Genomic DNA, 13,736 nt, shown 5'->3' on the forward strand with positions numbered 1-13,736 from the left:
CGCTTCGGCTGGGCGTTGATCACGGCCTCTATTGTCTGGGCTGCTGCTGGGCGCTGATGGCTCTGCTGTTCGTCGGCGGAGTCATGAACATCCTGTGGATCGCCGGCATCGCCATCCTCGTTCTCCTGGAAAAGACAGTCACGGCCGGGCAGTGGATCCCGCGCATTTCCGGCGTGTTGATGGTGGCGGCAGGCGCGTGGCTCATCTCGCGCGCGCTTTGACGGCGCGTGTCTGACAACAGTCTTCGGACGAGCCAATTCATCCCGCATCCCAGATCAGTCATGCCAGGTTGGTGCCAGGGATGGATTTCGCCGCTGGCCCGCATTTGCGTTGAATGCGCTTTGCCGACTTTATTCGCGCCGTGACTAAATCGCGGGCGCGTTTGTCTGCAATTCGGGCATTTCCGGCAATCGATTTTCAAACACGTTCGGATTCGGTCATTTCCCTTGACCTCACGAGAATTATCGCCTTCGATGCTCTTCGTGAATGGGAGGCGGCGCGTCGGTTACGATGCGGGATTCCGGGAATGGGCTGGAATGGGAGCTGCGTTCACACGGGAAAAAAGATCAGGGTTTGCCTGAAAAACAGAGAAAAGGGTCTGTGGGTCATGAAACATATTGCTATCGGCATTCTTGGCGCCGCTACGCTTGGACTGATGGCGTCGACCGCGTCGGCTACGACGCTCGATACCGTCAAGGCGAAGGGCTTCATCCAATGCGGCGTCTCGACCGGTCTGGCCGGCTTCTCGGCGCCGGACGACAAGGGTGAGTGGCAGGGCATCGACGCGGATTTCTGTCGCGCCGTGGCCGCCGCTGTCTTCGGTGACGGCACCAAGGTCAAGTTTACGCCGCTCAGCGCCAAGGAACGCTTCACCGCGTTGCAGTCCGGCGAGGTCGACATCCTGTCGCGCAACACCACCTGGACCATCAACCGCGACACCGCACTCGGCCTGAACTTTGTCGGCGTCACCTACTATGACGGTCAGGGCTTCATGATCAACGCCAAGAAGCTGCCGGGCGTCAATTCGGCGCTCCAGCTTTCCGGCGCCGCCGTTTGCGTGCAGAGCGGCACCACCACCGAGCTCAATCTCGCCGACTACTTCAAGGCGAACAAGATGGAGTACAATCCGGTCGTCTTCGAAAAGCTSGAAGAGGTCAACGCCGCYTATGACGCCGGCCGCTGCGACGTCTACACCACCGACCAGTCGGGCCTCTAYGGCATCCGCCTGACRCTGGSGKCACCGGCCGATCAYGTCGTGCTGCCCGAGATCATCTCCAAGGAGCCGCTCGGMCCGGCMGTGCGCCARGGCGACGATCAGTGGTACCACATCGTCAAGTGGACCTATTTCGCGCTGTTGCAGGCGGAAGAACTCGGCATCACCAAGGCCAATGTCGATGAAATGAAGAACTCCCCCAGCCCGGAGATCAAGCGTGTGCTCGGCCAGGAAGCCGACACCAAGATCGGTACCGATCTCGGCGTCTCCAACGACTGGGTGGTCAACATCGTCAAGTCCGTCGGCAACTATGGAGAACTGTTCGACCGCAATGTCGGCTCGGGTAGCCCGCTCAAGATCGCCCGCGGCATCAATGCGCTGTGGACCAAGGGCGGCCTGCAATACGCTCCGCCGATCCGCTGACCGAAATGTGATCCGGGTGGCAGATCGTCTGCCTCCCGGTTTCTCTTTCCAGGGGATGGTCGAATGGCATCGCAGGAAGTTCTTCGCGAGGCGCCAAGTCGCGCTTCTCTTATAAACGACCCCAAAGTCCGCAGCATTTTCTATCAATGCCTGGTCGTTGCCTTGCTGGTGTCGGGTGTCTGGTGGATTGTCCACAACACCATCGTGAACCTCGCAAATCTCCACATTGCTTCCGGCTTCGGCTTTCTGAGGGGCCGCGCCGGTTTCGACATCTCTGACACGCCCATCGCCTATACGTCGGACTCAACCTATTTCCGCGCGATTCTTGTCGGCTTGATCAACACGTTGATCGTCGCCTTTGTCGGCATCATCACGGCCACCATCATCGGCTTTATCGTCGGCATCGGCCGGCTGTCGAAAAACTGGCTGATCCAGAAGATCTGCACCGTCTATGTCGAGGTGTTCCGCAACATCCCGCCGCTGCTGGTCATCTTCTTCTGGTATTCCGGCGTGCTGGCCGTGTTGCCGGCGCCGCGCGACAGCTATCATCTGCCTTTCGGATCCTTCCTTAACCAGCGCGGCTTCTATTTTCCGCGCGCTATCTGGGGAGATGGCTCCTGGCTGATCCTGGTGGGTCTGCTTGTCGGCATCGCCATGGCGTGGTTCGTCGCCCGCAAGGCGCAYCAGCGGCAGATGGCGACCGGCCAGCAATTCCCGGTGTTCTGGACRTCGCTSGCGYTGATTGTCGGRCTGCCGCTGCTCGCCTACGTGCTAAGCGGCTTTCCGCTGACCTTCGATTTTCCCAAGCAGTCCACCTTCAACCTGAGTGGCGGTTTCGTCGTCAAGCCGGAGTTTCTGTCGCTCTATCTGGCGCTGTCGTTTTATACCGCCGCCTTCATTTCCGAGATAGTGCGCGCCGGCATTCGGGGCGTTGCCAAGGGCCAGAGCGAGGCCTCGGCGGCGCTTGGCCTGCGTTCCGGCCAGGCGTTGCGGTTGGTGGTGGTACCGCAGGCCATGCGCATCGTCATTCCGCCACTGGCCAGCCAGTATCTCAACCTGACCAAGAATTCCTCGCTCGCCATCGCCATCGGCTATCCCGACCTGACGGCGACGGCCGGAACAGTGCTCAACCAGACCGGCCAGGCTGTGGAATGCGTGGTCATCATGATGGTGATCTATCTGGCCATCAGCATTCTGACCTCGCTGCTGATGAACTGGTTCAATGCCAAAATGGCTCTGGTGGAGAGGTAAGGACATGCAAGAACATGATATGTCCTGGGTACGCACCGAAATGATGCTGGCGCAACCGGCGCCTGCCGGTGTCACGGGCCTCAGCGCGTGGGTGCGAAGGAACCTTATCGCCTCGGTAGGCGATACCATTATGACCATAATCGGTCTCGCGCTGGTGGTGATGATCCTCCCGCAGATCATCAACTGGGCCTTCATCAACGCTGTCTGGACAGGACCGAACCGGACCGTATGCGCCACGGTAACGCAGGGCGGAATTCAGCCGGACGGCTGGTCTGGCGCCTGCTGGGCCTTTGTGAACGCCAAGTTCGGCCAGTTCATGTTCGGAACCTATCCGATCGAGGAGCGCTGGAGGCCGATTCTGGTTGGCATATTGCTCGTCGTGCTCATGGTGCCGATGCTGATACCGAGCGTGCCGCGCAAGGGCCTCAACGCCCTGCTTCTGATCGTCGGTTTACCTGTTGTGGCGTTCTTCCTGCTGGTGGGCGGCGTGTTCGGTCTGGAACCTGTCGAAACCGCACGGTGGGGCGGCCTGCTGGTGACGCTGTCGCTGTCTTTCGTGGCCATCGTCGTGTCGTTGCCACTTGGCATCGTACTGGCGCTTGGCCGGCGCTCCAAAATGCCGATCGTCAAGATGCTGTGCGTCATTTTCATCGAAGCCGTGCGCGGCATTCCGCTGATCACCGTTCTGTTCATGGCCAGCGTCATGCTGCCGCTGTTCCTGCCGCCGGGCGTCACCTTCGACAAGTACCTGCGCGCGCTCATCGGCGTGTCGCTGTTTGCGGCCGCCTATATGGCCGAAGTGGTGCGCGGCGGCCTGCAGGCGATTCCCAAGGGGCAGTATGAAGGCGCCGATTCGCTCGGTCTCGGCTATTGGCAGAAGATGTATTTCATCGTCATGCCGCAGGCGCTGAAGCTGGTCATCCCAGGCATCGTCAACACCTTTATCGGCATGTTCAAGGACACCAGCCTGGTCACCATCATCTCGATGTTCGACCTCCTTGGCATCGTCAAGCAGAACTTCTCCGACGCCAATTGGGCGACGGCGCAGACGGCCAAGTCCGGTCTGATCTTTGCCGCCTTCGTCTTCTGGCTGTTCTGCTTCGGCATGTCGCGCTATTCAATGTACACCGAACGCCGGCTCGACACCGGCCACAAACGCTGATGCATGTCGCCCAAAAGTGTGTTGCGGTTTTTTGTGATAACGACATGCATCATAACCAAAGATAAGAAAACAAGGGGACCCTGTCATGGCCACCGAAAATGCCGTCAGCGCGGAAGAGATCAAGGTCAACGCCGCCAAGATGCACATCTCGACCACCGATGTCGCCATCGACATCATCGCCATGCACAAATGGTATGGCGAGTTCCATGTGCTGAAGGACATTAATCTGAAAGTGATGCGCGGCGAACGCATCGTCATCTGCGGGCCGTCCGGCTCCGGCAAATCGACGATGATCCGCTGCATCAACCGGCTGGAGGAGCACCAGAAGGGCAAGATCATCGTCGACGGCAAGGAACTGACCAACGATCTGAAGAAGATCGACGAGGTGCGCCGCGAGGTCGGCATGGTGTTCCAGCATTTCAACCTGTTCCCGCATCTGACCATCCTGGAGAACTGCACGCTGGCGCCGATCTGGGTGCGCAAGACGCCGAAGAAGCAGGCCGAGGAAATCGCCATGCATTTCCTCAAGCGCGTGAAAATTCCCGAGCAGGCCAACAAATATCCCGGCCAGTTGTCGGGCGGTCAGCAGCAGCGCGTGGCGATCGCCCGCTCGCTGTGCATGAACCCGCGCATCATGCTGTTCGACGAGCCGACCTCGGCGCTCGACCCGGAGATGATCAAGGAAGTGCTKGAGACCATGGTCGGCCTGGCCGAAGAGGGCATGACCATGCTGTGCGTCACCCACGAGATGGGCTTTGCCCGCAAGGTCGCTAACCGGGTGATCTTCATGGATCAGGGCCAGATCGTCGAGCAGAACACGCCGGCCGAATTCTTCGACCACCCGCGCCACGAGCGCACGAAACTGTTCCTGTCGCAGATACTGCACTAGGCTTTCAGTGAACCAAGGGAGAGCCCGGCCGAAACAGTGCCGGGCTCTTTTGCGTATGATGGGCAGGAGGCGGGCGGTTCGTGTCGCGCCGGGATGCGTTTGCGGGGCCGCCATTCATGAAAAAGCTCGGCCGTTTTCTGGGTCTGCTGCTGATCGCAGTCGCGCTCGCCGTGACGCTCGGCACTTTTGTGCCGCGGCCGCTCTGGCAAACAGCCGGCGACAAGTCTTCGACGCGTCATATCCTGGTGCTGAGGAACCCGATCCATACCGACATCGCCATTCCGGTCGAAGATGCCGTGCGTCAGCGCTTTCATTTTCTGGTCGAAGCCGGCATCCCGGCCGACGCGCCGGAGGTGCGCTACATCGTCTTCGGCTGGGGCGGCCGCGCCTTCTATCTGGAAACGCCGACCTGGTCTGAGCTCAAGGCTGTTCCAGTGATGAAGGCGCTGACCCTCGATGCGTCGGTCATGCATGTCGATGTCGCCGGCGATATTGTCGAACCGCATCCCGATGTCGCAGGCTTCGACATCGGTGATGGCCAGTTCGCGGCATTGCTTGATTTCATCCAGGCCAGTTTTCAGCGGGGACCGAGCGGCCCGATCCATATCCAGAATGCCGCTTATTCCAGATTCGACGGCTTCTTCGAAGCCAACGGCCATTTCAACGCACTTGTCGGCTGCAACACCTGGACCGCCGCCGCGCTGCGCACCGCTGGCCTGCGTACCGGCTGGTGGAACCCGCTGCCGGTTTCGCTGGGGCTGTCGATGCGGCTGTATAATTGAACCAGGCGTCTACCCGTTCAGCCAGTTTTGCGATCCTGTCTCGTCACATACTCACGTAGTGCCTTGTTGATAGCACTTTGATAGCCACGACCATCGGCCGTGCGTCTTTTGAACCAGGCGACAAGATCGGAATCGAGGCGAAGGGTCAGCTGCTGCTTGATCGGTTTGAAATAAGGATTTCGAACAGCGTTCTGCCAGAACTCTTCCGTCAATTCCGGGATATCACTGGTATCGACATCGTCTTCGGGACGCGCCTTCAAAGCCGCAATTTCTGCCTTCTGGGTTTCCGTCAGCGGAGGCGGATTGGTCGGATCAAACTTATATCGAACGACTTTGCGCATAACGTTTTCTTTCTACCGGCGTGGCCCGCCGCGCTGAAATGATCCGGATCACCTCTATGCCGTCTTCTTCCCTATCGGCGTGGGCTACCAACAAAACAAACGCGCCATCAACCACGCCCGTCGTCTGCCAGCGGTATTCGCCGTCGTCGACTCTGTCCTGTTCAACCAGTGCGAAGGGATCGGAGAAAACGCGAACGGCAGTCTCGAAACTCACGCCATGTTTGCGCAGATTTGACCTAGCCTTTTCCGAATCCCATTCAAATCGCAATTCTTCCATGTGACGTAACCACAAAAATGTAACTACAAATAGTCAGTACGTCAAGGTTGGCTGGTCTCGACGCACCTACCGCCTGACAATCTTCTGTTCCTCCCAGCCATAGAGCCAATCCAGGTCCGCACCGAGTTTCTCTGCTGGCCGTGTCGCCAGCACCAGGTTTCGTGCAATCGCTACCGGACCCCACGCATGCCACGCGAGCCGGTTGAGCGCGCCGCGCTTGCGCACCTTTTCGACGCGCCGCCGCCGCAGGTTCTCCCAGATGGTGAGGCTCTGCTTCGGGTCGCCTGGAAAGTCGGCGACGAGATTGGCAAGCATCGCCGCGTCCTCGATAGCCATTGCCGCGCCCTGTGCCGCGAACGGCGTCATCGCATGAGCTGCGTCGCCGATCAGCGCGATGCCCTGCGGACTCGCCCACCGCGGTTGTTCAACGGTATGGATCGGAAAGGCCGTCCAGGGGCCGGCCAATGCGACAAGTCTTCCCAACGCCTGCACGGTACCGCGCATGGCTCCCCCAAGGATGGCGGGGTCGGCATGGCCCGACCAGCCTTCCGCGATGCGCTCGCCCCTGGTGAAGGCGGCAAGATTGAAGGCGCTGCCTTTGCGGACGGGATAGGCGACCATGTGGAAGCCGGGATGGAGGAAAGTGGTGACGCAGTCGGCAGCGCCAATGGCGGCAAAGGCCTGTCCGGCGGGGCTGTCGGTCGCCACGGTTGCGCGCCATGCCAGTTCGCCGGAAAAATGGCTTGACGCAAACCCGCTTTTCGAACCGGCGAGCCCGCGCACCGATGACCACACGCCATCGGCGCCGACCAGCAGAAAGCCATGCGTCTCGGTGGTGTCGCCTCCGGTCTCCACACTTGCCGTGACGCCATGGGGACCAGTGGCAATTTGGCCAACGCGTGCGCCGGTTGTGAGATGGATATCAGGCATCTCGGCAACACGCGCCATCAGTGCGCTCTGCAGGTCGGCCCGGTGCGCGACGAGATAGGGAGCGCCCCAGCGGCTTTCCCCGGCTTGTCCCAACGGTACCCGCGCGAGTTCTCGCAGCGTCCTTGCGTCCTTCAGCACCACGGCCTCCGGCCGCACCGCTGCCGGCAGAAGCCGGTCGAGCACGCCGAGTTGGCGCAGGATCCGTGTCGCGTTGGGAGAGAGCTGGATGCCGGCGCCTGCCGCTTCCAGGCGCTGTGCCTGTTCGAAAACCTGCACAGGGTAGCCACGTTCGGCAAAGGCAATGGCTGCGGTCAGCCCGGCGACGCCGGCTCCGGCGATGACGACTTGCCGGGAGCGCGTGTCGTCCATCAGGGCTGTCGCGAAAGAATCAGGCGGCCTGGTCGATGTAGAGGCAGCCGGCCGGCAGCGTTTCCGACGCCTTCAGCTTCGGCGAATAGCGGTAGAGCGTCGAGCAATAGGGGCAGACTTTCTCATTGTCGTCGCCCATGTCGAGAAACACATGCGGATGGTCGAAAGGCGGGTTGGCGCCCGTGCACATGAATTCCTTGACCCCGATGTCGATCGCCGGATGGCCCGCATCGTTCTGGAAATGGGGAATGGAACCGCCTGCCATCGTCGTCTCCTTAACGCAGTCACGCATGCATCTGGATCATAWCARGTCTCTTTGCAAGATCGATGAAATSAAACTGTCGCAAAAGCCTGTCAGAGGATAAGTTAAGCCGGTTAAGCGCGTGAGCGCGGACGCAAAGCGATTCCGCGACCGATCATGCGTCACAACGGCATGTTAGAGCGTCCATCGCCATCTGGCGGCGCTGCAAAAGGAACGGTTACGGGCAGGAACATGAACGAACTGAAGCCGGTGCAGAGCGAATTCGTCAATGTCGAGGTGGCCAGTTCGGAAGGCGGCAACCCCGATCGCTTCGTCAACCGCGAGTTTTCCTGGCTGCAGTTCAATCGCCGCGTGCTCGAAGAATCGCTGAACACCCATCATCCGCTGCTGGAGCGTGTGCGCTTCCTGTCGATCTCGGCAGCCAATCTCGATGAGTTCTTCATGGTGCGTGTCGCTGGCCTTGCGGGCCAGGTGCGCGAAGGAATCACGCTGAAAAGCCCCGATGGCCGCACGCCCGAGCAGCAGCTCGAACAATTGCTGCGCGAGGTTGAACGGCTGCAGGAAGACCAGCAGAAGAGCCTTTCGGCACTCACAGTGTTGCTCAACAAGGAAGGCATCGAGAGCATCACCCGCGACGCTCTGACCAAGGACGAGAAGGTCTGGCTGGAGGACCATTTCCAGGACCAGGTGTTTCCGGTGCTCACCCCGCTGTCGATCGACCCGGCGCATCCGTTCCCGTTCATTCCCAATCTCGGCTTCTCGATGGCGTTGCAGCTGCGCCACCGCAAGAATGGCGAGGAGATGAGTGCGCTCTTGCGCCTGCCGGTGGCGCTGAAGCGCTTCATCCGTTTGCCCGATCGCAAGCACCATGTCCGCTTCATTCCGCTGGAAGAGGCGGTCGGCCTCTATATCGGCAAGCTGTTTCCGGGCTACGAGGTCAAGGGTTCCGGCACGTTCCGCATCATTCGAGACAGCGATATCGAGGTCGAGGAGGAGTCGGAAGATCTCGTGCGCCTGTTCGAGACGGCGCTGAAACGCCGCCGCCGTGGTTCGGTGATCCGCATCGAATTCGACAAGCTGATGCCTGGCGAACTGCGCGAATTCGTCGCTGGCGAGCTCGGTGTCTCATCGAGCCGTATCAGCGTGCTCACCGGACCGCTGGCGCTCAGCCAGATCTCCGAGATTGTCTCCATCCCCCGCGATGACCTGAAGTTCACGCCCTACAATCCGCGCTTTCCCGAGCGCATCCGTGAGCATGGCGGCGACTGTTTTGCCGCCATTCGCGAGAAGGACATCGTCGTCCACCACCCCTATGAATCCTTCGACGTCGTCGTGCAGTTCCTGCGCCAGGCGATGGCCGATCCCGAAGTGGTGGCGATCAAGCAGACGCTTTACCGCACCTCCAACGACAGCCCGATCGTGCGCGCGCTGGTCGACGCGGCAGAGGCCGGCAAGTCGGTGACCGCGCTTGTCGAGCTCAAGGCCCGGTTCGACGAAGAAGCCAACATCCGCTGGGCGCGCGATCTCGAGCGCGCCGGCGTGCAGGTCGTGTTCGGCTTCCTCGAGTTGAAGACCCACGCCAAAATGTCGCTGGTGGTGCGGCGCGAGGATGGCAAGCTGCGCAACTACGTGCATCTCGGCACTGGCAACTACCACCCGGTCACCGCGCGTATCTACACTGACCTGTCCTTCTTCACCACCGATCCGACGATCGCCCGCGATGTCGCCCAGCTGTTCAATTTCATCACCGGCTACGCCGAGCCGACCGATGAAATGCGGATCGCGATCTCGCCATTCACGCTGAGAAGCCGCATCCTGAAGCACATTTCCGACGAAGTCGCCCATGCGCTGGAAGGAAAGCCGGCGCGCATCTGGATGAAGATGAACGCGCTTGTCGACCCGATCATCATCGACGCGCTTTACGATGCCAGCCGCGTCGGGGTGGAAATCGACCTCGTCGTGCGCGGTATCTGCTGCCTGCGGCCGCAGGTGCCGGGCCTGTCGGAAAACATCAGGGTCAAGTCGATCGTCGGCCGGTTCCTCGAACACAGCCGCATCTATTGTTTCGGCAACGGCCATGGCCTGCCCTCGGATGAAGCGATCGTCTACATCTCCTCGGCCGACCTGATGCCGCGCAATCTCGATCGCCGCGTCGAAACCATGGTGCCGATCACCAATCCAACTGTGCATGAACAGATCCTGGGCCAGATCATGCTGGGCAACATCATGGACAATCAGCAAAGTTTCGACGTATTGGCAGATGGAACCTCCCGGCGCGTGGTGCTGGAGGAGGGCGAGGAACCGTTCAACGCGCAGGAATATTTCATGACCAATCCGAGCCTGTCGGGACGGGGTGACGCGCTGAAGTCGCATGCGCCCAAACGCATTGCGCAGTTCAAGCGCCGCAAGAAGAACGCCGCAGCGTCCACCTGATGCTGTCTGATTCCCAGGGCCGGCTGCAGGACCGCCGACCGCTGTCCATCATCGACATCGGGTCGAATTCGATCCGCCTCGTTGTCTATGAAGGGCTGGCGCGCTCGCCGACCATGCTGTTCAACGAAAAGATGCTGGCAGGTCTTGGCCGCGGCATCGTTTCGACCGGCAAACTCGACCCCGAGGCGGTGACGCGCTCGATGGAAGAGTTCCGCCGCTTTCGCGCGCTGTCCGATCAGGCCGGCTCCGAGCATATGTATGTCTTGGCTACCGCCGCCGCGCGCGAGGCGATCAACGGCCCCGATTTCATTCACCGCGCCGAAGAGGTGCTGAAGACCGAGATCCGCGTCATCAGCGGGCGCCAGGAAGCCCATTATTCGGCGCTTGGTGTCATTTCGGGCTTCCATCCGGCCAATGGCATTGCCGGCGATCTGGGCGGCGGCAGCCTCGAACTCGTCGACGTCAATGGCGAGGCGATCGGTGACGGCATAACGCTGCCGCTCGGTGGCCTGCGTCTGCAGGACATGGCGAAGAATTCGCTCACCCAGGCGCAGAAGATCGCGCGCGACGAGTTGGCGCGGGCCAAGCTGTTGAAGGGCGGGCAGGGCCGGCCCTTTTACGCCGTCGGCGGCACCTGGCGAAACCTCGCCCGGTTGCACATGGAGATGAACAACTACCCGCTCGGCGTCATGCACCATTACGAGATGTCAGCCGACAGTGCGGCGAACTTTCTCAAGCAGGTGGCCAAAGCCGAGATCGAGAAGGTCAAGGGGATCGAAGGCGTTTCGAAGAACCGCCGCTCGCTGCTGCCCTATGGCGCCATCGTGTTGCAGGAGATCATGGCGGCGATGCAGCCGTCGAAGATCATCGTCTCGGCGCTCGGCGTACGAGAAGGCTTTCTCTATTCGCTGCTCGATGAGGCGGAGCAGAAGGCCGATCCGTTGATTTCGGCGTCCGAGGAGCTCGCCCGGTTGCGCTCGCGCTCCGTCACCCATGCGCACGAGCTGGTCGACTGGACGGCCAAATCCTTTGCCGCCTTCGGCATCGACGAGACCGAGGACGAGGCGCGCTACCGCCACGCAGCCGCATTGCTGGCCGATATCGGCTGGCGTGCGCATCCCGAATATCGCGGCAGGCAGTCGCTCAACATTATTGCCCATGCCTCTTTCTACGGCGTCGACCATCCCGGCCGTGCCTTCCTGGCTTTGGCCAGCGCCTATCGTCACGACGGCATCTTCAACGAATCCATCGCACCCGAAATCAAGGCGCTGGCTACGCCACGCTACCTTGAGCGGGCCCGGGTGCTGGCGGCGATGATGCGGGTGGTCTATCTGCTGACGGCCTCGATGCCCGGCATCATGCCTAGGCTGAAATGGGAACAGCGCGCCAACGGCGTGCTGGCGCTGGTGTTGCCGGCGTCGCTCTCCGACCTCTACGGCGAGCGGCCGGCCGGCCGCTTGGCGCAATTGGCGCGGATCACCAACCGCAGGCTGGTGCTGGCGGTCGAGGGCGGGCCGAGCGTGTCGGTGAAGTAGCATCGGGAGCCGTGTTCCCTGGGGCGGATCGGAAGAGGGCGACGACTGGGGGCGGCGGGGCGGAGAAAATACATGAAATGCAGCCAGATATTGCTGTTGTTGCTTTCAGCCCTCGGCTTTTTGGGCGTCGGATCAGCAAGAGCGCAGACGCTTTACACCTTGTCCCTTGAGTCCAAAGGGACATTCAAGTTCGATCGGTCTTATCCAAAGGGCGATGGCGAAAGAATGCCGTTTAATTTTCACCGGATGCTCGTGGCGCCCAAGCACGGAGAGAAAATAAATTACTTCGTATTCAAGCCAAGCGCCGACATATTCAAGCTCATGAAGTCTCTCTCGAAGGCTGATTTGTTCTCGCGACTTCAGCCGTGTTCTCAAGGTATCAACCAAGCTCTGTTTGATAAGGCGCAGACCATCGGAGGGTCGATCAGGCCCATCTTTGGCAGGGTCGATCTGTTGCCATACCTGAAGAGAAGAGAGCTGATTCAATCAGATGGCTATGTGTACGTCGCGATAGACGGCAACCTTCGGAATTACGTCAAAGCGCAAAGCGATTTTGGATACGAATGGGTGTCTGAAGCAGTACGAAAAAGACAGCTATGTCTCTACATAGGTGTCGGCCGTCTGGGTTACGGAGGCCTTGCCTCACAGCCCGTGAATGTAAGTCGGTTGGCAAACTTCGTTTTCTCGGACTGATGTGAGTGGGTCGATGACCGTTACACGGAAACCCATGTCGCCGTCCCCTAGCGGCGAATCGCCGAAATCCCTCGGTTTCGATCCCACGATCCATCGCAAGCTCGTCGCCGGCATCGAATCCGGTCTGCTGCGCGATCTGCACGTGGTTCTCGCCGCCCGCGCCGGGCAAGTCTTCCTGGAGCACTACGCGGAAGGCGYCGATGGGGAATGGGGGCGGCCCCTCGGTCATGTCGCTTTCGACGCCGGCACGCTGCACGATCTGCGCTCGGTGACGAAGAGTATTGTCAGCCTGCTTTACGGCATTGCGCTCGACAAGGGATTGGTGCCGCCGCCCGAAGCGCCGCTTGTCGCGCAGTTTCCCGAATATGCAGGTCTCGCCGCCGACCCGGCCCGCGCCAGGATCACCATCGGCCACGCACTGACGATGACGCTCGGCATGGAATGGGACGAGAACCGTCCCTACAGCGATCCGCTGAACAGCGAGATCGCGATGGAACTCGCCCCCGACCGCTATCGCTTCGTCCTCGAACGGCCGATCATCGCGGAAGCCGGGAGCCGCTGGATCTATTCCGGTGGCAGCGTGGCGCTCGTTGGCGCGATCATCGAGAGAGGCAGCGGCAAATCGCTGCCGGACTTCGCGCGTGAAGCACTGTTCGCGCCGCTCGGCATCGGGCGGTTCCACTGGTCGGCCGGTAACGATGGCATCGCCTCGGCAGCCTCGGGGCTCAGGCTGACCGCTGGCGATCTGCTCAAGATCGGTCAGTTGCTTCTTCGCAAGGGCGAGTGGAACGGGCAGCGCATCGTCTCGGAAAGCTGGATCGCGGCATCGTTCACATCGGCGACTTCGACGCCCGATGGCCTCGGCTATGGTCGGCTGTGGTTCATCGGCGACGCGCCCGCGCCAGCCTTCGATGCTCCCAAACCGTGGCATGCCGGCTTCGGCAATGGCGGCCAGCGGCTCTGGCTGATGCCCGAGGCGGACATCGCGGCCGTCATCTATGCCGGCAAGTACAATGCCTGGGATGCCTGGGTGACGCCGACGCGCGTCTGGCGCGAGATCATCCTGGCCAATTTCCTGCGTCTTTAATCGAGATCAAGTCTCGCTGCCGCGTCCATCGGCCGACCAGGCTCCGGCACCAGCCATCGCCAGCGCCAGGAAACCGCCTGATATAGCAA

At 60.8% G+C, this 13,736-nt stretch carries 14 protein-coding genes; 10 read left to right on the plus strand and 4 right to left on the minus strand.

The genetic code is table 11. The annotated features are described in order from the left end of the window. The 6 genes from AC1DX0_RS20030 to AC1DX0_RS20055 form a co-directional block, all read left to right on the plus strand. The coding region (locus AC1DX0_RS20030) for a copper chaperone (protein ID WP_477356579.1) at positions 1 to 221 on the plus strand (221 nt) is incomplete at its 5' end. Positions 222 to 607: 386 nt separating this feature from the next. After that, a complete protein-coding gene (locus AC1DX0_RS20035) occupies positions 608 to 1,636 on the plus strand; it encodes an amino acid ABC transporter substrate-binding protein (RefSeq protein ID WP_477356581.1) in 1,029 nt (342 codons plus the stop codon). A gap of 63 nt (positions 1,637 to 1,699) precedes the next feature. Beyond that, positions 1,700 to 2,887, plus strand: coding sequence for an amino acid ABC transporter permease (locus AC1DX0_RS20040; RefSeq protein WP_477219273.1), 1,188 nt, complete (start codon positions 1,700 to 1,702; stop codon positions 2,885 to 2,887). 4 nt (positions 2,888 to 2,891) lie between these two features. After that, a complete protein-coding gene (locus tag AC1DX0_RS20045; RefSeq protein ID WP_477219272.1) occupies positions 2,892 to 4,049 on the plus strand; it encodes an amino acid ABC transporter permease in 1,158 nt (385 codons plus the stop codon). 139 nt (positions 4,050 to 4,188) lie between these two features. Further along, positions 4,189 to 4,938 (plus strand): amino acid ABC transporter ATP-binding protein, encoded by a 750-nt coding sequence (locus tag AC1DX0_RS20050; RefSeq protein ID WP_031240865.1) that lies wholly within the window; start codon positions 4,189 to 4,191, stop codon positions 4,936 to 4,938. 116 nt (positions 4,939 to 5,054) lie between these two features. After that, the gene (locus AC1DX0_RS20055) at positions 5,055 to 5,720 is read left to right on the plus strand and encodes a TIGR02117 family protein (protein ID WP_477219271.1); all 666 of its coding nucleotides are present in this window, start codon (positions 5,055 to 5,057) and stop codon (positions 5,718 to 5,720) included. 17 nt (positions 5,721 to 5,737) lie between these two features. On the opposite strand, the gene AC1DX0_RS20060 is transcribed toward AC1DX0_RS20055, so the two are convergent. The 4 genes from AC1DX0_RS20060 to AC1DX0_RS20075 form a co-directional block, all read right to left on the minus strand. Then, positions 5,738 to 6,061 (minus strand): BrnA antitoxin family protein, encoded by a 324-nt coding sequence (locus AC1DX0_RS20060; protein ID WP_477219270.1) that lies wholly within the window; start codon positions 6,059 to 6,061, stop codon positions 5,738 to 5,740. Then, positions 6,039 to 6,338, minus strand: a complete 300-nt coding sequence (locus AC1DX0_RS20065) for a BrnT family toxin (RefSeq protein WP_477219269.1) — start codon at positions 6,336 to 6,338, stop codon at positions 6,039 to 6,041. Before AC1DX0_RS20065 ends, AC1DX0_RS20060 begins: the two co-directional genes overlap by 23 nt. A gap of 66 nt (positions 6,339 to 6,404) precedes the next feature. Then, complete coding sequence (locus tag AC1DX0_RS20070; protein ID WP_477219268.1) at positions 6,405 to 7,637, minus strand: FAD-dependent monooxygenase; 1,233 nt, start codon at positions 7,635 to 7,637, stop codon at positions 6,405 to 6,407. A gap of 19 nt (positions 7,638 to 7,656) precedes the next feature. Continuing rightward, entirely contained in the window at positions 7,657 to 7,902 is a 246-nt protein-coding gene (locus AC1DX0_RS20075) for a zinc-finger domain-containing protein (protein ID WP_475451425.1), read from the minus strand. A gap of 228 nt (positions 7,903 to 8,130) precedes the next feature. Between AC1DX0_RS20075 and AC1DX0_RS20080 the strand changes: the two genes are divergently transcribed. The 4 genes from AC1DX0_RS20080 to AC1DX0_RS20095 all read left to right on the plus strand — a co-directional run bounded on the left by AC1DX0_RS20080 (position 8,131) and on the right by AC1DX0_RS20095 (position 13,647). Continuing rightward, the gene (locus AC1DX0_RS20080) at positions 8,131 to 10,332 is read left to right on the plus strand and encodes an RNA degradosome polyphosphate kinase (RefSeq protein WP_477219267.1); all 2,202 of its coding nucleotides are present in this window, start codon (positions 8,131 to 8,133) and stop codon (positions 10,330 to 10,332) included. Further along, complete coding sequence (gene ppx, locus AC1DX0_RS20085) at positions 10,332 to 11,867, plus strand: exopolyphosphatase (RefSeq protein ID WP_477219266.1); 1,536 nt, start codon at positions 10,332 to 10,334, stop codon at positions 11,865 to 11,867. Before AC1DX0_RS20080 ends, ppx begins: the two co-directional genes overlap by 1 nt. Positions 11,868 to 11,939: 72 nt before the next feature. Beyond that, on the plus strand, positions 11,940 to 12,560 hold the full coding sequence (locus AC1DX0_RS20090) for a hypothetical protein (protein ID WP_477219265.1): 621 nt from the start codon (positions 11,940 to 11,942) through the stop codon (positions 12,558 to 12,560). 34 nt (positions 12,561 to 12,594) lie between these two features. Then, a complete protein-coding gene (locus AC1DX0_RS20095; RefSeq protein ID WP_477356583.1) occupies positions 12,595 to 13,647 on the plus strand; it encodes a serine hydrolase domain-containing protein in 1,053 nt (350 codons plus the stop codon). Positions 13,648 to 13,736: the final 89 nt, after the last annotated feature.

It is taken from the genome of Mesorhizobium sp. P3_A9 (genome assembly GCF_056402975.1).

Bases quoted from the DNA above. Each gene is read 5' to 3' on its own strand.
- AC1DX0_RS20045 (WP_477219272.1), top strand. From the start codon at position 2,892: ATGCAAGAACATGATATGTCCTGGGTACGCACCGAAATGATGCTGGCG.
- AC1DX0_RS20055 (WP_477219271.1), top strand. From the start codon at position 5,055: ATGAAAAAGCTCGGCCGTTTTCTGGGTCTGCTGCTGATCGCAGTCGCG.
- AC1DX0_RS20060 (WP_477219270.1), bottom strand. From the start codon at position 6,061: ATGCGCAAAGTCGTTCGATATAAGTTTGATCCGACCAATCCGCCTCCG.
- AC1DX0_RS20065 (WP_477219269.1), bottom strand. From the start codon at position 6,338: ATGGAAGAATTGCGATTTGAATGGGATTCGGAAAAGGCTAGGTCAAAT.
- AC1DX0_RS20070 (WP_477219268.1), bottom strand. From the start codon at position 7,637: ATGGACGACACGCGCTCCCGGCAAGTCGTCATCGCCGGAGCCGGCGTC.
- AC1DX0_RS20075 (WP_475451425.1), bottom strand. From the start codon at position 7,902: ATGGCAGGCGGTTCCATTCCCCATTTCCAGAACGATGCGGGCCATCCG.
- AC1DX0_RS20080 (WP_477219267.1), top strand. From the start codon at position 8,131: ATGAACGAACTGAAGCCGGTGCAGAGCGAATTCGTCAATGTCGAGGTG.
- ppx (WP_477219266.1), top strand. From the start codon at position 10,332: ATGCTGTCTGATTCCCAGGGCCGGCTGCAGGACCGCCGACCGCTGTCC.
- AC1DX0_RS20090 (WP_477219265.1), top strand. From the start codon at position 11,940: ATGAAATGCAGCCAGATATTGCTGTTGTTGCTTTCAGCCCTCGGCTTT.